We start from the raw sequence: 21,942 nt of genomic DNA on the forward strand, positions 1-21,942 counted from the left end.
CTATCCAAAATCTAAAATCTAAAATGATATTAGGTGAAGTAGGTAAAAAAAGATTCAAAAACGGAGTTAGACTGTTAGTTTGGTCGGGAATATTAGCTGTTGTTAGCGCCGGAGGTTGGCTAGTTTACGTCCAAAGACTGAATCGACCGCCCGAACCTGTGGCAGTACGTTCAGTAACCGTAGAACTTGGCACTATTGAAACTACAATTAATGAAAGCGGTACGGTTGAACTGGGCGGTCAACAAACCCTCACATCCCCAACAGAAGGAGCAGTGGAGCGGGTGTTGGTGACATTGGGCGATCGCGTTCGCTCCGGTCAACAGCTAATCGTCCTACGCAACCCCGATAGACAAACTATCCTCAGTACCCAACAATTAGCAATTCAAAAACAAGAACTTACTCTCGCAAGCAATCGCCAAAAAGTTGCTGAAGCTGCCGCTAAACTAAAAGCTTATCGAGAAGAATTTCAAGAAATTATTAAACAGCGAGATATTAAACAAAAAAATGACATTGCCACCAAACAATTAGAGATTCGCGAACAGGAATTCACCCTAGCACGCAGCCGCCAAAAACTTAAAGAAGCTGAAGAAAAGGTGACATCTGAACAACGAAAACTTAAGGATCTGGAAGATTTAGACCGCAGAGGTTTTATTCCCAGAAATGAACTACAAACTCAGCAAGAAGCGGTTCGCGGCGCTGAATCTGGGCGGCGGGACGCTCAGTTAGCCGTCAGCACCGATACTCTCAAACTTCAACGCCTTGAGATTAAAACCGAACTTATTGCACCGCAACTGCCAGAAAAAGCGATCGCAGCTCAAAACGACTTGCGGGAGGCTCAGTTAGCTGTCAGCACTGACATTCGGGAACTCCAGCGCCTGCAACTGGACTTGCAAAAAAGTCAGCAGCAACTCCAGGAATCGAGCGTGATTGCGCCAATTAGCGGTAAAGTTCTCAATATTATGGTCAAAGATGGTGATGGAGTCGATCGCAAGAATAACCTGCTTACTTTAGGCGATCCCGCACAAGAACTGGTAAAACTCCAGTTGTCTACTCTCAATGCCGCTCAAATAAAGTTGGGTCAATTGACTCGCATCAGCGTAATTGGCCCGACTCCGCAGATTTACACCGGCAGGGTACAAAGTTTGTATCCCCAAGCAACGACGGGGGAAAAGGAGGGAGAAAACAGTTCATCGGGCCGATCGAATCAAGCGACGGTGCCTGCAACGGTAAAATTAGATCAGCCTACAAGCACGCTCATTCCTGGCAGCAAAGTCAATGTAGAGATTATTTTGCAGCAGCGACAGAATGTAGTTGTTTTGAATACAGAAGCAATTCAACGCGATCGCGCTAAGCCGTTTGTATGGGTGCGAGACTCACAAGGTAAGGCTCACAAACGCAGCGTTAATTTGGGTTTAGAGGGGTTAACAACTGTCGAGGTATCCTCTGGCTTGCAAGCTGGGGAACAGATTTTATTGCCTTCTGCTGAGGAGTCTTTAGAAGAAGGAACGCCAACGATCCCCCAAACCAACTCCGATGAACTTAAAAAATGATATTGAGAAGCCATTCGCCAAATCCGATTCTACGCGCATACCTCACAATAAATCCAGATCCATATCTGTCTAAGGACATGATCTAAAATCTAAAATCTAAAATTCCCCAATCCTCAATCCCATGAGCCTTTCCGCTTTCGACCTGATCCTGCTAACCTGCAAATCTCTGCTTGGCAACCCTTTACGTTCTGGTTTAACCACCTTGGGAGTGTTTATGGGTGTAGCAGCGGTGAGTGCAACGCTTCAAGTTGGCAACATCAGTCGCGCCGTGATAGAAAAGCAACTAGCAGAACGGGAAGCTCCTCAAGTTAACATATATGCGGACGAACTGAAGTTAGACGACCTAGAATTCTTGCGGCAGCGGCTGACGGGTTTAAAAGCAATTAGTGCGACTCAGTGGCTAGGCCCTTCTCAAACAGTGTTTCGCGATCGGCAGGCTGAGCCTTTTATATATGCTGTTACGTTAGACCATTTTCTCACATCTGGTAAGCAAAAGATCGCAGGGCGTTTTTTTACTCCAGCCGATTTTGATAACTATCGACCTGTAGTAGTAATCGATCTATTTCTGGCCGAAAAACTTTTCCAAGGCGAAGATGCGATCGGTCAGCGCATTTATGCAGAAGGCAGACCCTACATCGTTGTGGGAGTAGTGCCGATCGAAGCAGGTGCTAAGGAACCAAAAGGTGAGATGACAGTGCCAATGTCGATTTATAATGCTATAACGGGCAGTCGCGATCTTGGCTCCTTCCAAATACGTCCTCGCAATCTCGAAGATATCAACAATCTAGAAGATAAAGCCGTGAAATTGTTGAAGCAGCGCTACCCAGACAAAGATTTCTATTCTTACAACAATGTAAAGCAGATTCTGGAGCAAAAGCAAACTTTGGAAATGGCTTCGCGGGGACTGACAGCAGTGGGAGCAATTTCGCTGTTGATTGGCGGTGTCGGTATTGCTAATATTTCCATTGCTGCTGTAATGGAACGCACGCCAGAAATAGGACTGAGGCTGGCAATTGGAGCCACAAAGTGGGATATTTTATTGCAGTTTATCCTGGAAGCAGCCTTTTTGAGCTTGTTCGGAGGAATTGTCGCTATTGTTACGGTACATGGATTGACACTGGCGGTTAGCGATACTTTTAAGTTACCCTATAAATTTGACCGGGAAACAGCAGTTTTGTCGTTAGGATCGGCGCTGCTGGTGGGGGTGGGAGCTAGTTTTATTCCAGCTTTGCAAGCTAGTAATCTCGATCCTGTCAAAGCATTGCGAGGAGGGTAGAAAAGTCAAAAGTCACTCATTCAAAAGTCAAAAGAAACAAGAGAAAAGAAAACTGATGGATTATTTTTTGCTAGAGGCACTAAATAATTTTGGGTATTGTGGAATTACAGCGGCTTGCAGTCAGATGAAGTACAAGCCAGAAACCCGGTAACTTCTGCGAAACCGGGTTTCTATGTACCTCACTCATCTGAAAGGCGCTGTAAATATTTCGGTCATAATAAAATTTTAATTATGCCGTGACCCTACAGCATATTTGAACCGAAAAAACTATAGTTTTTGAAATTAGCGATCGGGTTTCATGAACAATCTACCAGAACCAGATTCTCAAAATTCAATCCAACGCCACCAAGTTGTTTCTCCCGTCCCAGTTTGGAGTGGTATTGCACTCGTTTTGACTGCCACTTTTACGGCTGTTGCTTTCAGTTCTGCTTCTAAACCACAGCCGAAAGCTAAAGCCACCGCTAAGGTGCAAAGTGCGATCGTACAGCCAAAGATTCAGTCTACTATCTTACCCATCCAATTACAGGAAAATCAAGCGGTTATCAATAGGGAAAATATTGTCCAAAGTACGATAAATAAGCAATCCCCTCAAACAGTTATTCAATCTCAAAATCTTTCATCAGAGTCTCCCATTCCTACACCTAAAACTACTTTACAGACACCTGTTGCTACTGCTTCACAACAAGAACCAAATATTACTATATCAAAAGAAGTTTCCGAACAGGAAAAAGAACCAGCGCAAATCAATCTTCAGGGTAAGTTGCCATCGTCAAATATCCAAACAAATCTAATTCCAGAACAGAAACTTTATCATCACTTACCAGTTGGCTCAAATCCTCAAACTGAATCTGAAGTAAGTAAACAAGCGGCTCAGTTACTTCCCACAAATACAAAGCAGAATCGACAAGAATCGCCTGCATCTAAACGAAGGCTAGAATTGAGGCTTGCCGATGTTGTTGTTTTGGCTTTGCAAAATAACAGAGAGATCAAGAATGCCTATTTAGAAAGAATAGCACAACGGCAAGACCTAGAAGTAGCTGAAAGTAAATTTAAACCAACTTTTATACCTGGTGTGGTGGTGTCAGTCGATCGCGCAGAGTCAGGTGGAATCGTTAGAAGCACTGGTAATGTCCGTGTTTCGGCAAGCGTTGGATTAAGGCTTCCTTCTGGCGGAGATATCAGTTTTGGATGGCAAGCTTCCGCGCCAAACTCTAGCAGCAATCTTTTAAATGTTAGTGGGGTAAATTCGGTTGGCCAAAATTTACAGCTAAGGTTTAATCAACCTTTATTGAGAGGTGCGGGACTAAATTTTAATCGAGCTTCGGTTGAAATTGCTCGATTGGCTGAGAAAGGAAATATCTTAGCTTTGAGAACAACTTTAATCGATACAGTTACTTCTTCTATTTTGGTTTATCGGCAGTTACTTCAGGCTCAAGAAAAACTAAAAATTGAGGAGCTATCTCTTCAAAGTGCTAAAGAATTCTTGGAAATTAACCAAGTTTTGATTGAGGCTGGTAGGCTAGCACCAGTGGATATCGTGCAAAATCAAACTTCGATTGCGAATCAGCAAGTAAATTTATTATCTGCTAGAAATAATCTGGAAACTTTCAAGCTTAATTTGCTGAAAATCTTAGATATAGACCCGAAGATGGATATTGTGGCTGTAGAAAATTTAGCTGCAAAACCTCTAAATTTAGATTTAGATAAGCTCAGGAAAATAGCTTTACAAAATAGGGCAGATTATTTACAAGCACAATTGACGCTAGACCGAACTAAATTTGATCAGTTGATAGCAGAAAATAATAAACGCTGGAACTTAGATTTTGTGGCAAGTTACGGTAATGAAATAGACAGTACAAACCAAGTTAGTGCGGGACTAGCTTTCACTCGTACTTTTGGCGATCGCAGTTTGGAACAAGCTGTGGTGCGAAGCCGAGTAAACCTCCAACAAGCCGAAAATAATTTGCGGGAGTTGCGCGAAACTTTAAACTTAGAATTAATAGATGAAGTTAAAAATGTGAATTTAAGTTTTGAGCAGGTTAAGCTTGCTCAACAAGCTAGAGAGTTAGCAGAAAAAAAACTAAATATAGAAAAAGAAAAGCTGAGGTTAGGTAGGTCGGCAATTTTCCAAATTTTGAGTTTTCAGGATGATTTAGTAGCGGCAAGAAATACAGAATTGAATGCTATAATAGATTATCTCAATGCCTTAACTCGCCTCGATCGAACGGTGGGGACTACGCTAGAAACTTGGCAAGTGACAATAGAAACTAAGTAGGTGGGCGTAAATAAACTCAACTCCCAGAAACCCGGTTTCTTGGAGAAACCGGGTTTCTTTGGGCTTGAAGTTTTACGTTTAATTATGCCCACCTACTTAGATCGAGTTTTGCATAATTTCGATCGGGAAAAGAAAACGTAATCGCAATCAACGCCCCTATTTTCAAAGAACAGTTCTACCATAGTCAGTGTACCCCGGCCAAACCTTTTGCAGCTACACATATAAAACCGGATCGGTTTACCCTACAGCAAACTGAGCAGAATCAACAGATGAACCAAGTAGATTACCTCCGTATCAGCTTAATCGATCGCTGCAATTTCCGGTGTCAGTACTGTATGCCGGAAGGAGCGGAGCTAGATTATATCTTGCAGCAACAGCTGTTGACCGATGGGGAACTGCTGACACTGCTGAAGGAAGTTTTTATCCCTGTGGGGTTTACCCGATTTCGCCTGACTGGGGGTGAGCCGTTGCTGCGTCCGCGTGTTGTAGAGTTGGTAAGGGCGATCGCATCTCTTCCCCAAACCCAAGACCTCTCGATGACTACAAACGGGTTTTTACTCGCTGGGATGGCGCAAGATTTGTACGATGCTGGTTTGCGGCGAATTAATATCAGTCTCGATTCCCTCGATCCCGAAACTTTTGATAAAATTATTGGCAATCGCAGTCGATCGCGCTGGCAGCAGGTTTGGAATGGCATACAAGCTGCTCATCGGGTCGGATTTGACCCCCTCAAGCTCAATGTAGTGCTAATTCCAGGAGTGAACGATCGCGAAATTCTCGATTTAGCCGCTCTTACCCTGGACAGAGAATGGCACGTCCGGTTTATTGAATTTATGCCGATCGGCAATGCTGAGATGTTTGGTTCTAGCGGTTGGGTGCCTTCCGAAGAGTTGAGGCAACAAATTCGCGAACGTTGGGGCTTGACAGAAGCGCAAGTTCGTGGTAATGGCCCCGCAGATGTATTTAAGATACCGGGAGCCAAGGGAACGCTGGGATTTATCAGTCAGATGTCGGAGTGTTTTTGCGATCGCTGTAATCGGATGCGCCTTTCGGCGGATGGCTGGTTGCGTCCCTGTCTTTTGAACGAAACCGGACAAATTGACCTAAAAAGCTCACTTAGAGCCGGAATTAGCACAACCGAGTTATGCTCTAGCGTGCGTGACTTACTGGCAATTAAACCAGAGATTAACTTTAAGCAACGCTATTCAGGCAGCGCCGGTACTTACACCCGCACCATGTCGCAAATCGGTGGCTGAGACAATTTCAGATTTTAGATTTTAGATTCAATCCAAAATCTAAAATCCAAAATCTAAAATCGTTAGGCTTGCCGTGAGTAGTACTCAACAATCAGCAATTCGTTAACTTGTAGCGCCACCCATTCGCGCTCAATCACACCATTCACCTTGCCAACGAGCTTGTTCTTATCAAACTCAAGATGACTGGGTAGATTTGCCAAACCGGGGTATTGCAGGTTAGCTTCTACCAGCTTGCGGGAGTGTTCCTTGTCTCTAACGGCAATAACTTCTCCGGGTCTGCAACTGTAGCTGGGAATGTCCACCACACGACCGTTAATGGTGATGTGACCGTGATTTACCAGCTGACGGGCTGCTGGTATAGTAGGAGCCATACCCATACGGAAGATCGTGTTATCCAGGCGCATTTCCAGCAATTGCAGCAGCACTTGTCCGGTTGAGCCGGTAACGCGACGGGCTCTACGCACGTAGCGCAGAAGCTGTCTTTCTGTTAAACCATAGTTAAAGCGAAGCTTTTGCTTTTCTTCTAAACGGATGGCATACTCAGAGCGCTTCTTGCGGTTCTGACCGTGCTGACCTGGGGGGTAGGCTCGTCTTGCGGACTTACGGGTTAAGCCGGGTAAGTCACCCAGGCGACGAACTATTCTGAGGCGTGGGCCTCTATATCGCGACATTTCGCTTCCTCTCTAGATCTTTATCAAATAATAGCCAGACTTTCTAGTATCGCAAAGTTTTACCAAAAATATCAATAAGGCGGTAAAATTTCTGCGATCGCATGACCCGCTACTTAAATCTGGAAACAGCACTTAAGCAAGGTTACTCGATCGAGCAAGAATCCCCAACATCTTAAAGTTGGGAAAGTCAATAGAATTTAGACTGGCAAAAATTTGTCAGAGTAAAACCATTATGGGAATGCGTTTGAGCAATAAATCGTTTCGTTTAATTGGCTTTTGGGCCACGCCGCTGTGGACGCTGTTGTCGCTGACGGTTGCGATACCCAGCCAACCTGCTTTTGCAGTTCAACGCAATAATTTCCAACTGTGCGCCTCGGAGTTGTTGCGTGGTGGGATATCTGCTGCGGTAGCAGCAGAGGCCTGTGCGGCATCGCTCTATCCTAAAGACTTAACCATCTGCGTTACTCAGATTTACCAGCAGACGAACATCGCCGCTAGGGATGCCCTTTCCACTTGTACAAAGGTGCGCCGTCCCCGCGATTTGGCAACTTGCGTGGTGAACATCAGTAACGGCACCCAAAACTCACTGGCTCCAGATGTGTTGGATAACTGCCGCAGCAGTCTTTTGCCGGTACGCTTTGCTGAGTGCGTGGTGGGATTGAATCGCGAAGTTGATTTTTCTGTGGGTCAAATGATGGGAACCTGCATTGATGCGAGCGATCGGCCCCAGGATTTCTATCCCCCTGGTGTAGTACCAAGGCAGACTTCATCACCCTCAAGGCCAATACTGGTGCCCCCGAATGCACCGCCGTTTGGGCCAACGAGATTGCCAGTGGTGCCGATCGAGCCGCGTGGTTTCTAAAGAATCTTGGCTTTCAGGGCTTTCGCAAATAAAGAATGATAATTTCTAGGTCAGATCCAAAATCTTTCGTGGGCAAATGCGAAAGCCCTTACTGAATTTTGAGTAGGAGCGGCTTTTTCGGAGTTGTTATGCTTTTGTTCATAAAAGAACATTTTTATTTCTTTTCTCCTTTGCCCCTGGGGCCCAAATAGCACGCCTCTACCCACTAAGCACTTTCGCAGTTATTTTATTGGTAATCACCAAAAATCTCAGCGCTCTTTTCTTCGCCCCTACCCAGGCGGCTCTGGTGCCTACGGTCATACCCTATAGTCCAGGAATAATATCGGCTTATTGCAATGCACCCTAAACACGCTAATACAAAATCAAAAGTGAAAAGTAAAAAGGTAAAAGAAAGAGGGAAAAAATATATGTCAGTTTTGTCTTTTGCCCTTTCCCTTTTGACCGAAAACCTAAAAGGTCTCAAGCCCCCGACTGAAAGTTGTAAAGAAGAAAAAAACCTGTTCAGTATTGCACGCCCCCTCTTTTTCGTCAGAGGGTCAATCGAAAATCCAAAATCCAAAATCCCAAATCGAACGATCGTCAGAGGGTCAATCCAAAATCCAAAATCCAAAATCCAAAATCGATTGACCTATCTGGCGCTAAGTCTAATAGTGCTGACTGGGAACTTCTATGCTGAAGCGCTGAAAGCCCAGACGATTACCCCGACTCCAAGCCAAGTACCCAACCCGATTCTGCCGACACCCCAGCCTCTGCCCGATCTTGCCCCACTGCCGCCGCCAGAAGAACTTCTGCAACCGCCTACCAGAGAGACTCCCACAGTCCCAGAACAAGCTCCAAGTGACCTTACTAACGTCATCAAAGTTGAACGGTACGAGATTGTCGGTAGTACTGTCTTCAGCCGCGAAGAGTTTGACAAAGTACTGAAGCCCTTCGTGGGGTCAGTTTCCTTTGCCCAGTTACTTGAAGCTCGTTCGGCGGTGACTAAGCTATACATTGACAATGGATACATCACTTCTGGTGCTTTTATCCCGCCCCAAGCGCTTACAGGTGGCACAGTCAAAATTCAAGTGGTGGAAGGTGCTGTAGAAGAAATCAGAGTCAACGGTAGTGGGCGTTTGAATCCCAACTATGTGCGATCGCGCGTAGCCTTGGGCACCGACAAACCCCTGAAGGTCAGCCGCCTGCTGGAATCCTTGCAACTGCTGCAACTCAACCCCTTAATCAGAAATATCTCCGCAGAACTATCAGCGGGATCGCGTCCTGGATTAAGTGTGCTGGAGGTAACAGTACGACCGGCCAGAACCGAAGATGTTCAAATCACCCTCGATAACGGTCGTGCCCCCAGCGTGGGCACTTTCCGCCGGGGCATAGCCTTTACCGAAGCCAATTTGCTGGGACAGGGAGATACCCTAACCGTGTCCTACGCCAACACCCTGGGCAGCCACGAGGTAGACGCCAGCTACATCTATCCCGTAAATGCCCGCAACGGCACCGTCCGTTTCAGCGTCGGCTTCACCAAAAGCAGCATCATCGAGGAACCCTTCGACCAAGTGGACATTGAGGCGGTTTCCCGCGATTACGAGCTGACGTACCGCCAGCCAATTATTCAAACTCCTACCCAAGAATTCGCCCTTGGTTTGACCGCTTCTAGGCGCGAAAGTAAGACTTTCCTTTTAAATGAGCCTTTCCAGCTTTCCCCAGGCGCTGACGACGAAGGACGCACCAGCATCTCAGCGATCAGGTTTTTCCAGGAATGGACGCAGCGAGGCAGTCGTTCTGTCTTTGCTGCTAGGTCGCAGTTCAATTTCGGAATAGGTGCCTTTGATGCCTCGATTAACGAACGCTTTCCCGATAGCCGATTTGTCGGTTGGCGGGGACAGGCGCAGTGGTTGCGCCTTCTAGGTTCCCCAGGAAGCGAAGCCTCCAGTTCTCCTGTACTGTTGCTCCGGGCCGATATGCAGTTAGGCGATCGCGCCCTGTTACCATTGGAGCAGTTTGGTGTGGGCGGCAATGAAAGCGTGCGGGGATACCGCCAAGACACTTTGCTAACCGATAACGGCGTTTTTGCTTCTGCCGAAGTCCGATTTCCAGTTTACCGTCTCCGCGATCGGCAAGGTGTCTTGCAAATCATCCCATTTGTTGATGTGGGCAAAGGGTGGAACAGTTCGGGAAGATTAAATCCAGACCCCAATACCCTGGCGGCGGTCGGACTTGGCTTACAGTGGCAAATGGGTGACAAGCTGCGGGCTCGCATAGATTATGGCATCCCGCTGATTCATATTGATGACACCGATCGGACTTTGCAGGAAAAAGGGTTGTATTTTTTCTTACAATATAATCCGTTCTGATGCCTGGATTTTATAGCTAGTGCAAGTGGTCAGTGGTCAGTGGTCAGTGGTCAGTGGTCAGTTGTCAGTTGTCAGTTGTCAGTTGTCAGTTGTCAGTTGTCAGTGGTCAGTTGTCAGTTGTCAGTGGTCAGTGGTCAGTGGTCAGTGGTCAGTTGTCAGTTGTCAGTTGTCAGTTGTCAGTTGTATAGCTAGGGACTAGGGGAAGAAGTGTTTAGAATTAAGGGTTTGGTGGAATTGAGAATTTCCTAACCGACTTTCATCGGTTGCTATATGACTAAAATTTTAGTGGCATTTTTAATAAAGTTGCTAAAAGTTGTGGTTGGGCCGATCGCGCTAGCCTACTCATCCGCCTGTCTATTTCTTTTTTTCTGGCAGAATCACTTCATTTTTTTCCCATCTTCTGTAATTGAAATAACACCTGCTGCTTTCGCTCGTTTTGAGGATGTCTGGTTGCCAGTATCGAACAGATCGGGTAAAGTCGAACTCATTCATGGCTGGTGGATTCCAGGAAAAGGACAACAGACAGTATTATATCTGCATGGTAATGGAATTAATGTAGGAGCCAATGTCGCTCATGCGATTCGTTTGCATAAGCTGGGGGTTTCTGTACTGTTAATTGATTATCGCGGTTACGGACGTAGTGAAGGCAAGTTTCCTACAGAAAAAAGCGTTTATCATGATGCGGAAACTGCTTGGAATTATTTGATAGAAAAACGGCATATTTCGCCAAAAGATATTTTAATTTACGGTCATTCTCTGGGAGGTGCGATCGCGATCGATCTAGCAGTCCAACATCCAGATGCAGCGGCGTTAATCGTACAAAGCTCGTTTACCTCAATGAGTCAAATGGTGAATGAAAGACCCACTTTTAGGATATTTCCGACAAATCTAATTCTTCGCCAGCGGTTTGATTCCATTAGTAAAGTCGGCTCGCTAAAAACGCCCGTCCTTTTCATTCACGGTATGGACGACAGTGTGATACCATATAGGATGAGTCAAATCCTGTTTGCTGCGGCTCCCGAACCCAAACAATTGTTCCTCGTTCCCAAGGCAGACCATAATAATGTAGCTGATGTCGCCGGGGTCAAATATCTCCAAACTGTTCAAAACTTCGTTGAATTGGCAGATCCTAAAACTAACAAATAACAACTAAAAATCAGATGTCTTTTATTGGTTTACACACTCACAGCGATTATAGTTTACTTGATGGAGCCAGTCAGTTACCCGATCTGGTAGAACGAGCCGTCGAGTTAGGTATGCCTGCGATCGCACTCACAGATCACGGCGTCATGTACGGTGCGATCGAACTGATCAAAGTTTGTCGCACCAAAAACATCAAACCGATTATTGGTAACGAAATGTATGTAGTAAATGGCGACATCGAAAAACAAGAACGAGGTCGAAAAAAATATCACCAAATCGTATTAGCGAAAAATCAACAAGGATATAAAAATTTAGTCAAACTTACTACTATTTCTCATCTCAAAGGTGTACAAGGAAAAGGGATATTTTCTCGTCCTTGCATTAACAAGGAATTGCTGGAACAATACCGCGAAGGACTAATTGTGACCAGCGGTTGTCGAGCCGGGGAAGTACCGCAGTTGATTCTCCAAAGTAAACTGAAAGAAGCACGGGATTGCGCCAAATGGTACAAAGAATTGTTTGGCAAAGATTATTATTTAGAAATCCAAGATCACGGTTATCTGGAAGACAGAATTGTTAATGTCGAAATAGTTAAAATAGGCAAGGAACTAGAGATAAAAGTCGTAGCGACAAACGATTCTCATTTTACAGAATGCTCGGATGTAGAAGCTCACGATGCGCTGCTTTGCATTAACACTAAACAGTTAATTAGTGATGAAAAACGAATGCGCTATAGCGGGACTGAGTATCTTAAATCCGCTGAAGAAATGGCGCATTTGTTCCGGGATCATTTGTCAGATGATGTAATTCAAAATGCGATCGCCAATACCCAGGAAGTAGCTAACAAAGTAGAACCATACAACATCTTAGGTGAAGCTCGACTTCCAGACTATCCCGACGTTCCATCTGGTCACACACCAGATACTTACGTCCAGGAAAAAGCCTGGGAAGGACTCCTAGAAAGATTAAATACTAAATCCCGCAGCGACATCAATCCCGTTTACAAAGAACGGCTAGAATACGAACTGACAATGATCGAGCGGATGGGATTTTCCACTTACTTTCTAGTGGTTTGGGATTACATCAAATACGCCAGAGATAACCAAATTCCCGTTGGGCCAGGTCGCGGTTCTGCCGCCGGTTCTCTTGTCGCTTATGTTCTGAAAATTACTAATATTGACCCAGTTCACCACGGACTTCTATTTGAGCGTTTTTTGAATCCAGAACGTAAATCAATGCCAGATATTGATACAGATTTCTGTATCGAAAGACGAGATGATGTGATTAAATACGTCACCAAGAAATACGGCGCAGATAGGGTAGCGCAGATTATTACATTTAACCGCCTAACTTCCAAAGCTGTTTTGAAAGATGTCGCCAGAGTCTTGGATATTCCCTACAAAGAATCCGATGAAATGGCAAAGTTAATCCCGGTAGTGCGAGGGAAGCCGACTAAACTAAAGGTGATGATTTCTAATGATACGCCTGCGCCAGAATTTAAAGATAAATACGACAACGACGATAAAGTACGACGCTGGGTTGATATGGCGATGCGGATTGAAGGAACTAACAAAACTTTTGGCGTACACGCTGCTGGTGTAGTGATTTCCGCACAACCTCTGGATGAAGTTGTGCCGCTACAAAAGAATAACGACGGTTCTGTAATTACTCAGTATTTCATGGAAGATTTGGAATCGCTGGGTTTGTTGAAGATGGATTTTCTGGGGTTAAGAAACTTGACGATTATCCAAAATACGATCGATCTGATTAAGCAAACTCATGGTCATAGAATAAATCCAGACGATGTAACTGCTGACGAAAGAAAGAGTTATAAAATCTTATCGAAAGGCGAACAAAACAAAAGACCAAGAGATGTTGAGAATACATATAAAAAGTTAGAATCGGGAGATTTAGAAGGTATTTTTCAATTGGAGTCTTCTGGAATGCTTGATGTGGTGGCAAAACTGAAGCCGTCAAGCATAGAAGATATTTCCTCGATTTTAGCGCTCTATCGACCAGGGCCATTGGATGCGGGTCTGATTCCTAAGTTTATTGACCGGAAGCACGGTCGAGAGGCGATCGAATACGAAGATAAAGCTTTAGAGCCGATTCTCAATGAAACTTATGGAATCATTGTTTATCAAGAGCAAATTATGAAAATTGCTCAAGATTTAGCTGGGTATTCTTTGGGTCAAGCTGACCTATTAAGGCGTTGTTTGAGTGGATCGACAAAGATAGTTGATGCGACTACAGGTCGTTTAGTTAGTTTAAGTGAGATTGCTGCAAAACCTGAGTATTGGTTAGGACGAAAAGTATTTTCTCTAGATTTGGATAGGCAGAAAATTACTCAAAAACCAATTACTGAAATTCATCATAATGGGGTAAAAGCTGTCTGGGAGATTATAACCAAAACTAACCGTAAAATTAGAGCGACAGACGATCATCTTTTTTATACACTTTTGGGATGGAAACCTCTGAAAGATTTCAAAGTAAGCGATCGCATCGGTTTGGCCAAGACACTCCCGATCGCTCACACCAGTGAAATCTCAGACGCTCAAATTAAGCTGACTGCGTATCTGATTGGCGATGGACATCTGTCTACTAAAAGTCCGGCTTGTAGCTATTTCTGCAACAGCGATCGCGAACTGATTGCTGATTTCAATCATTGTGCTGAAGAACTATTTGGTTCGCCTGCGCCGGTGGATCATCAGTTGCATTTCGGTCGTAAGTCTGTTACCTACGCCCGGATTGGTTTTATTTCAGCTTTCAATGGCTGGGTAGATAGCCACATAAAACGCGCCCATTCCAGGGATAAAGAAATTCCCAGTTGGGTTTTCTCGTTATCCAAGAGCCAATTACAACTTTTCTTGGGAACTTTATGGTCAACAGATGGCAGCTTTGATACTGCGATCGGACATACAGACTACACTTCAACTTCTGAACTTTTAATCATCCAAATTCAACACCTACTATTGCGGCTGGGAATTGTTGCTCTGTTCAATGTGAAGAGAATCAAATATCAAGGTAATCCTCACGTCTCTTATCGAGCGCAAATCACAGGACGGGAAGATATGCTTAAGTTCTGCGAGCTGATTCAACCCTACCTGAGTAGCTCTAAGTCGCAGCAAGCACAACTTTGTTATGTAGCTATAAAAGATAAGCTGCCAAATCAGTCTAAGCATTCAATCCCTCCAGAAGTCATCAAGATAATTGCAAATGCTAAAAAAGCTAGTGGCATGACTTGGGCGCAAATTGACCAGGCTGTGGGAGCAACGAGCAATAAAATGTCCTCTGGTTTGAATTTCCACAAAACTCCAACTAGGAGTTTAGCTCGTCATCGAATTCGCAATTTTGCTACGGCTTTCCAGCATCCAGAATTGATGACGATCGCTGATTCTGAAATCTTTTGGGATGAGATTATTGCGATTGAATATGTTGGTGAGGAAGAAGTATTCGATCTCACTATTGCAGAAACACATAATTTACTCGCTAATGACTTTATTGCACACAACTGCATGGGCAAGAAGAAAGCTGATGAAATGCAGAAGCAACGCGAGAATTTTATTGAGGGTTCAACTAAGAATGGAATTAAAAAAATAGTTGCGGATAAACTATTCGATCAAATGGTTTTGTTCGCGGAATATTGCTTCAACAAATCCCATTCAACCGCTTACGCCTATGTGACATATCAAACAGCATATTTAAAGGCGAATTATCCAGAAGAATATATGGCGGCGCTGCTGACGGCGAACAGCGATGACCAAGATAAGGTGAAAAAATATATTGGCAACTGTCAAGGATTGGGAATTACGGTAGAGGGGCCAGATATTAATCGATCGCAGATAAATTTTACGCCGTCTAAGGGCAAGATTTTGTTTGGGTTGTCAGCAGTCAAAACTGTGGGAGAGGGCGCGATCGCAAATATTTTGGCAGCGCGTCAAGAAGGGCCATTTACATCTCTGCCGGATTTGTGCGATCGCATTAACCTCCACACCGTCAACAGCCGCGCCTTGGAATCCCTGATCAAATGCGGTGCATTAGATAGTATCAGCGCCAACCGGAAACAATTAATCGAATATTTACCATTAGTTGTAAATTGGACGCAGAAAAGTAAAGAAACCTCCGAACAACCCACACTTTTCGATCTTGGTTCTGTGAGAAGTCCAGCTCCCAAAATACCAGAGATCGATGATTTTCCTTTGAAAGAAAAGTCGGAGTTTGAACAAGAACTGCTGGGGTTTTATTTATCTTACCATCCGCTTAAATCGGCAGCAAAAGTAGCTAAACGCGAGGGGATCGATCCTATTAATCTCAGCCAGATCGACGACTATATTCGCAAGGGAAACGTAACTGCGATCGTGATGCTCAAAGAAGTCAAGCAAATCGTGACTAAAAAAGATGGGCGGATGATGGCTATTTTACAAATCGAAGATTTAGAAGGTCAACAAGCGCCTGCGGTAGTATTTCCAGACACTTATGAAAAAATTAGTTCATTGCTGGTAACAAACACCGCTGTCATTCTCTTTGGTAAGGTAGGTCGAGATCAAAAGGATGAACAAACTCAGCTGATGGTAAATGACGCCAAACCCCTGGAAACGGAAACTTTGGCGGAGGAAACATCTCTGGGACTAGAAGACGATCTAGAACTGATCGTGATGCTGCAACTGACACTACAGCAAGTCAACGATGAAGAACAACTTAAGCGCCTGAAAGACTTTTTGAAAGAATACTCAGGCGAGACAGACAAAGCAAAAGTTCCGGTGATGGCGATCGTAGCAGGTCAAGACGATCGTCAATTGGTTAGCTTCGGACAAAATTTCTGGGTGCAAGACCCTCAAGGTGCTGTCTCGCGCCTTCAGGACGCCGGTTTTCCAGCTAGCACCCAACCTCCCCTCCCTGTGTAAAATGTCGATCGACTTAACCAAAACTTTGCCAGATTTTGATAGTATTATCCCAACTGCCACTGGCAAGGATCTGTCCATCGACACTAAGAGCCAAAGAATTAACTGGATTGGTATGTTCTTCCAAAGTATCGATCGCTTCTCCGGTAACTAGATTCCAAACTTTGATCGTCTTGTCGCTGCTGCCGCTAATAATACTTTGTCCATCGGGGGTGATGAGAACGCAATTTACCGCGCCTGAATGTCCAGAAAAAGTGCGGATATTTTCGCCCTTAGTGACATTCCACAGTTTAATTGTCTTGTCCTTAGAGGCGCTGACAAGTATTTTCCCATCTGGGTTAAAAGCAACGCAATGAATTGAATTCAAATGCCCTTTGAGGGTTAAAAGCAATGCGCCGGTAGTTAAATTCCACAATTTGATTTGGTTGTCAAGACCGCCGCTGGCTAGGATAGGCTGATTAGGAGCGATCGCAACTGATTTAATTATCCCCGCCGCCCCCGATAGGGTGCGGATCTGTGCCCCATTTTGTAGTTTCCAAACTTTGATAGTTCGGTCTTCGCTACCGCTAGCTAGGATTTGTCCGTTGGAGCTGATGGCAACAGAAGTAACATCTCTATTATGCTCGTTTAAGGTATGAAGCAGCTTTCCAGAGCAAAGATCCCAAATTTTTACTGTATCGTCATCACCGCAGCTGACGAGGATTTTTCCATCTGGGCTAATAGCGAGAGAATTAATAGCTTTGGCGTGTCCGGTGAGAGTTTGTAGCAATTCTCCACTCTGGAGGTTCCAAATCTTAATTTTGTCGTCGAGACTGCCGCTAGCAAGAAGTTGCTTGTTGGGGCTAATGGCAACTGCCATTACCCAGGATGAATGTCCGCTTAAAGTATTTATACATTTCCAAAGCTTACCTGGAAACTTAGAAATAGGAAGTTTAGATGGGCTAGAAGTAAAATGCTTAGAAATAGTAGGTTGGGAAGTGAGCTGACTGGTGATATTATTGTTAATACTACTGGGTCTGGAGGCAGGCGGTTTGGAAGTAGGGGGTGGGCTAACTCTGCCTGGTTGTGTAGGTATTGTAGCTGTTGAAATGGAAGGTTGGGAAAGATGAGAATTTAGGTCTTGCAGCACCTGTTGCGCTGATTGGTAACGTTGGTTAACTAAATCTTGCAGCATTTTGTCCAAAATCTGCCCCAAACGATCGCTGAAGACTTTCCCTTTTTTGAGCAGATGGTCTTTCCATATCCAACGACCATCGAGGGGATTGTAGAGATTATCGGGTTTGGTTTGGGTCATCAGAAATATGCAAGTTGCGCCCAAACTGTAGATGTCGCTGGCGGGATATACTTGACCGCTTCGCAGTTGTTCTAGGGGTGCATATCCTTCTGTGCCAATTCTGGTGCCCGGTTGAGCGTTGGACGTTTCTGTGATCTGCTTGGCAATTCCAAAATCAATCAGCACCAATTTGCCATCTATCTGACGGCGTATTATGTTGGTTGGTGTAATATCCCGGTGAATTACTTGGCGATCGTGGATAAATTTGAGAATTGGCAGGATATCCAGCAAAAGTTCTCGGATTTTTTCTTCGCCAAATGCTCCCTGCCGCTGCAATTCTTGGAATAAATTCGGCCCTTCAATAAACTGCTGTACCAGATACAGGCGTTTGTCATGCTCGAAGTAAGCTAGCAGGGTGGGAATTTGCGGATGTTCTCCCAGCTGATGAAGTCGAATTGCTTCTTGGTTGAAGAGTGCGATCGCTTTTTCTAGAGATTTGGTTCCTTGCGCTTGGGGCGAAAATTGCTTAATCACGCAGCTGGTTTGGAGCATATCTTCATCGACTGCTAGGTAGGTTCTGCCAAAACCTCCCTGACCGATCGGTCGGATGACGCGGTAGCGGTTTCTCAGCAGTGGTTCTATTTTCATCCCACAGCTTTGGCAAAATTTGGTATCTTTACCATTCACGGGCTGCTGACAACTGGGATTAATACAGCAAATCATATTGGCAAGGTCGCAGAGGAGCAGAGGCTCATAGGAAGCCAGATTTTTTATTTTACTCTACTTTTTGGCAAGGCCGAGGGTTAAACCGCTTTGCTCTTGTCGCGATCGCACTTAGATTTTTTGTTTTGGCGATCGTTCGATCTCCATCACCGCTCGTCTGAAGCCTACCACAACCAAAATATTGGCGAGCGTCAAGAAGAATTCTGCCCCGCCATGCAGCCAATCGACATCAGCTAAAGACTTCTCATAAGCAATTTTGGCATAAATCCCGGCGGGGATAGTGACGCCCACAAAAACCAACGTCATGTAAAATCCAATCAAGGCTAAACGCGGTGTTTGTCCCGAACGGGTAAGAAACCACAAAAAACCCAGGTAGGGAAACAGAGATAGAGCGAACAGGGCTTCTTTGGAAATATGAAACATCATGACTGTGCCTTTTGTCTTACAGAACGCCAAATCCACCAGCCTGCTACCAAAAGGGTGAAGTTACCCAGCATTGTCATAGTAGCTTGCAGGGTGACGAGCCATTCCAGAGATTCAAGGTTATCGAAAAAATGCCAGGTACAGGCACACATGGCACCGATCAAGGCTGGCAGCATGGCTACAGACAAAGCCCACCAAGCTCGGTTACCGCTAACTTCGCTGTAAGTCCAGATCGACCAAATGGCGGCTATCCACTCGATTACGCTGGAAATATGGATAATCCAGGTCGGAATTGAAAGGGCGTGCATCAATAATTATACAAAACAGGTATTATAGCAAAGTGCTTCGGCTTTAGTACAAAAACAGTAGTGATGCTGGCTTTGAACCTCGTGAGCGCAACGATAAGCGGCTCTTTCCGAGTTGCTATGCTTTTGTTGAGTCAAGAACATTTTGAGCATAGTAAGTACGGAAGATCCTATTTTCGATCTTCCGCTCCCATGAGTCCAACCGAAAATAAAGAACTTCAAATTTTGAATGTAAAATTTTAAATTGGCGATCGCACTTTCCGCTTCCTCATCAGTTTACCTGAATCTCCAAAATTCGTAGCCGGAATGTAAAACTGATAGTTATTTCGACCATTTTCCTTAGCTTTATATAAAGCAGCATCTGCGTTTGTTAATAAAGTTTGGATATCTTCACCGTCCTGGGGATAGAGTGAAATGCCAATACTGCTGCTGATATAAAGTTCGCGATCCTCCAGATTCAAGGGCTGCTGAAAAGCATCTACAAGTCTTTGAGCAACCTTTTCAACCTCATGTAGAGTATGAATTTGAGGCAGTAGCACGGTGAATTCATCGCCTCCCCAGCGGGCAACGGTATCGCCTTCTCGCAAACAGCTTGTCAATCGTTGGGCAACAACTTGCAATAAGCGATCGCCCACAGTATGCCCTAAAGTATCGTTGATAATCTTGAACCGATCTAAATCTAAAAACATCACCGCCAGCTTGCCCCGGTTCCTATGGGCATTTGCCAGAGACACTTCAAGCCGATCGCTAAACAGCGTCCGGTTGGGTAAATTAGTCAACAAGTCATGAAAGGCTTGATAGTGGATCGTGGCTTCCGCTCGTTTCCGCTCGGTAATCTCTACCACAGTGCCTTCATAACCGAGCAATCGACCATCATCATCATAGAGCGCATAAGCATTCTCCGAAATCCAGATCGCGGTGCCGTCTTTGCAATAAACTTGAGACTCAAAGCCCCAGACAGCACCTTGCTCCTTTACCAGACACATGAATTCAGCACGGCGACTGGGGTCAACGTAAAGTTGATGCTCGATATCCGTCAAAGCCAATAGCAATTCTTCAGGCGAATCATAGCGGTAAATGCGGGCTAACATCGGGTTTGCAGTCAAGTAATGCCCATCTACCGTGGTTTGGAAAATACCTTCGACAGCATTTTCAAAGATACTGCGATACTTCCGTTCGGCTTGCCGTAATGCCTCCTCTGCCTGCTTGCGATCGGTGATATCGATGCCCGTGCCGATGATGTACTTGACGGAGCCATCAGCATCGCGGAGGGCGCTATTAGACCAGGAAATCAGTCGCCAAGTTCCGTTCTTGTTTAGCCAGTAGTTTTCACGTTCATTTGATGGCGCGCCTCCTCGAAGTTCCTCGAAGATAGCTTTAACTGGCTCCACATCTTCAGGAATTAAAAATAGATCCCAGATATATTTATTCTTCACTTCATCGAATTTGTAACCAGTTATTTTTTCGCAAGCTCGATTAAAACGAATAATTTGTCCTTTTTGGTCGAGAACCACCACTAAACTGCTGGCAGTTTCAAGGACTGCGGAGACAAAGTTGCGCTCTTCAAGCAAATCTTCCTCGGCGCGTTTGCGATCGGTGATGTCGGTAATGAAGCCTTCGAGTCCAAGCACTTCACCGTCCTCGTCAAATACTCCTCTTCCTTTTTCCCATAACCATTTTTCTTGGCCGGATTTGGTGGAAATGCGATACTCAACTACATAAGGTTGCTTTTTGATGACTGCGGCCTCAATGGCTTGTAAAACGTTGGCTACGTCTTCAAAATGAGTGATAGCGTTATAGGAAATTCCATCACCTAAAAGTTCTTCGCTTTTATAACCAGTCAAGTTAAGACAACCTTCGCTGAGGTATTTCATTGACCATTGAGGATCGTTTGAACAGGAGAAAGCAATACCTGGAAGCGAATCAATCAGGGTGGCAAGCCGTCGTTTGCTTTGTCGGAGTTCTTCTTCTGAAGACTTGCGCTCGGTGATGTCCTCTCGAACGCAAATCCAGTACTTTTTACTCGAAATTTCTAAAGCACTGATCCGGGCATAGGTAATGAATGAAGTTCCGTCTTTTTTACAGTTTTGAAATTCCCCGAACCAAGAGCCTTGACTCTGCAACTGTTGATTGATTTGAGCTAGAAGCAGCGCATTTTCTTCGGGTGCGTTGGCATTGAGAACGGAAATGTTTTGGCCGCTCAAGACGCCTCGTTCATATCCGAACATGGCATCGAATGCGGCATTGGTAAAAAATATAAACCCATTCTCGTCACACATATTGACCCCTTCTACCATACTTTCTAGCACTCGCGCCTGGGTCTTTAGCACCTCCTGTATCCGTTTATGCTGAATTAGTTCGCCCAGTTGAGTTGCAACGCCTGAAACCATCTCGACGAGTTGCTTCTCCTCTTCGCGAGATTCAAACATGAAAAATACGAGAATCGCCAGCACTCGATCGCGATCGAGGATGGGAATTCCTAACCCGGCTTTCAGTCCAGGTTCTAGTGCCATTTGGCAACGGAGAAAAATCGAGTCAGACTCGTTGGAAACATCTTCGATCCACTCAGGCTGCTTCGATGCCCAAACTCGCCCTGGTAGGCCCACGTCGGGGGGAAATGTCAATGCCTCGCTCAATTTTCTAAATTTCTCCAGATTATTGGTACTGCCGTACCAGACTGGGCTACATTCAAGAGTTGTGCCATCCAGGCGAGGAATCCATACTTCTCCATACTTCCAGCCTGTTGCTTCGCACACCTGACGCAAGGCTTCTCCCAGCGCGGTATGAAAATCTTGGGACTGGGCGATCGCTAGCGTCATGGCTTGTAAAAGTCGGGCTTCTTCTTGAATCTGCTTGCGCTCCGTGTTATCTTCATCCATATTAAGAACCATGAAATTGTATTGTTTGTTGCAAAAAATCGGGCAGCATAGTCAAGG

14 protein-coding genes are annotated in these 21,942 nt (G+C 45.0%); 9 read left to right on the forward strand and 5 right to left on the reverse strand.

What is annotated here, in order from left to right; all coding sequences use genetic code 11:
* Positions 1-23 precede the first annotated feature (23 nt).
* The 4 genes from LAY57_RS02290 to moaA all read left to right on the forward strand — a co-directional run bounded on the left by LAY57_RS02290 (position 24) and on the right by moaA (position 6,357).
* Complete coding sequence (locus LAY57_RS02290) at positions 24-1,550, forward strand: efflux RND transporter periplasmic adaptor subunit (protein ID WP_249064671.1); 1,527 nt, start codon at positions 24-26, stop codon at positions 1,548-1,550.
* A gap of 121 nt (positions 1,551-1,671) precedes the next feature.
* Complete coding sequence (locus tag LAY57_RS02295; RefSeq protein ID WP_249064672.1) at positions 1,672-2,826, forward strand: ABC transporter permease; 1,155 nt, start codon at positions 1,672-1,674, stop codon at positions 2,824-2,826.
* Between the two features lie 298 nt (positions 2,827-3,124).
* Entirely contained in the window at positions 3,125-5,101 is a 1,977-nt protein-coding gene (locus LAY57_RS02300) for a TolC family protein (RefSeq protein WP_249064673.1), read from the forward strand.
* 269 nt (positions 5,102-5,370) lie between these two features.
* Entirely contained in the window at positions 5,371-6,357 is a 987-nt protein-coding gene (gene moaA, locus LAY57_RS02305) for a GTP 3',8-cyclase MoaA (RefSeq protein WP_249064674.1), read from the forward strand.
* 62 nt (positions 6,358-6,419) lie between these two features.
* On the opposite strand, the gene rpsD is transcribed toward moaA, so the two are convergent.
* Positions 6,420-7,028: a 30S ribosomal protein S4 gene (gene rpsD / locus LAY57_RS02310; RefSeq protein ID WP_249064675.1), complete on the reverse strand. Its 609-nt coding sequence runs from the start codon at positions 7,026-7,028 to the stop codon at positions 6,420-6,422.
* 244 nt (positions 7,029-7,272) lie between these two features.
* Between rpsD and LAY57_RS02315 the strand changes: the two genes are divergently transcribed.
* From LAY57_RS02315 to dnaE, 5 genes are all read left to right on the forward strand, one after another.
* A complete protein-coding gene (locus tag LAY57_RS02315) occupies positions 7,273-7,890 on the forward strand; it encodes a hypothetical protein (RefSeq protein ID WP_249064676.1) in 618 nt (205 codons plus the stop codon).
* A gap of 407 nt (positions 7,891-8,297) precedes the next feature.
* Entirely contained in the window at positions 8,298-10,238 is a 1,941-nt protein-coding gene (locus tag LAY57_RS02320) for a ShlB/FhaC/HecB family hemolysin secretion/activation protein (protein WP_249064677.1), read from the forward strand.
* 19 nt (positions 10,239-10,257) lie between these two features.
* Complete coding sequence (locus LAY57_RS02325; protein ID WP_249064678.1) at positions 10,258-10,437, forward strand: hypothetical protein; 180 nt, start codon at positions 10,258-10,260, stop codon at positions 10,435-10,437.
* Positions 10,438-10,508: 71 nt separating this feature from the next.
* Complete coding sequence (locus tag LAY57_RS02330) at positions 10,509-11,384, forward strand: alpha/beta hydrolase (RefSeq protein ID WP_249064679.1); 876 nt, start codon at positions 10,509-10,511, stop codon at positions 11,382-11,384.
* Positions 11,385-11,398: 14 nt separating this feature from the next.
* Positions 11,399-16,285 carry a DNA polymerase III subunit alpha gene (dnaE, locus tag LAY57_RS02335; protein ID WP_249064680.1) on the forward strand — a complete coding sequence of 1,629 codons (4,887 nt, stop codon included), beginning with the start codon at positions 11,399-11,401 and terminating at the stop codon, positions 16,283-16,285.
* Positions 16,286-16,298: 13 nt separating this feature from the next.
* Here the strand turns inward: dnaE and LAY57_RS02340 are convergent, their stop codons facing one another.
* The 4 genes from LAY57_RS02340 to LAY57_RS02355 form a co-directional block, all read right to left on the reverse strand.
* Positions 16,299-18,278, reverse strand: a complete 1,980-nt coding sequence (locus tag LAY57_RS02340) for a protein kinase domain-containing protein (protein WP_420839055.1) — start codon at positions 18,276-18,278, stop codon at positions 16,299-16,301.
* 111 nt (positions 18,279-18,389) lie between these two features.
* Positions 18,390-18,704, reverse strand: coding sequence for a DUF3593 domain-containing protein (locus tag LAY57_RS02345; RefSeq protein WP_420839056.1), 315 nt, complete (start codon positions 18,702-18,704; stop codon positions 18,390-18,392).
* Positions 18,701-19,009 (reverse strand): DUF2499 domain-containing protein, encoded by a 309-nt coding sequence (locus LAY57_RS02350; protein WP_249064682.1) that lies wholly within the window; start codon positions 19,007-19,009, stop codon positions 18,701-18,703. Before LAY57_RS02350 ends, LAY57_RS02345 begins: the two co-directional genes overlap by 4 nt.
* A 236-nt stretch (positions 19,010-19,245) precedes the next feature.
* Positions 19,246-21,897, reverse strand: coding sequence for a PAS domain S-box protein (locus tag LAY57_RS02355; RefSeq protein WP_249064683.1), 2,652 nt, complete (start codon positions 21,895-21,897; stop codon positions 19,246-19,248).
* Between the last annotated feature and the right edge of the window lie 45 nt (positions 21,898-21,942).

Source organism: Argonema antarcticum A004/B2, assembly GCF_023333585.1.
Lineage (GTDB): Bacteria > Cyanobacteriota > Cyanobacteriia > Cyanobacteriales > Aerosakkonemataceae > Argonema > Argonema antarcticum.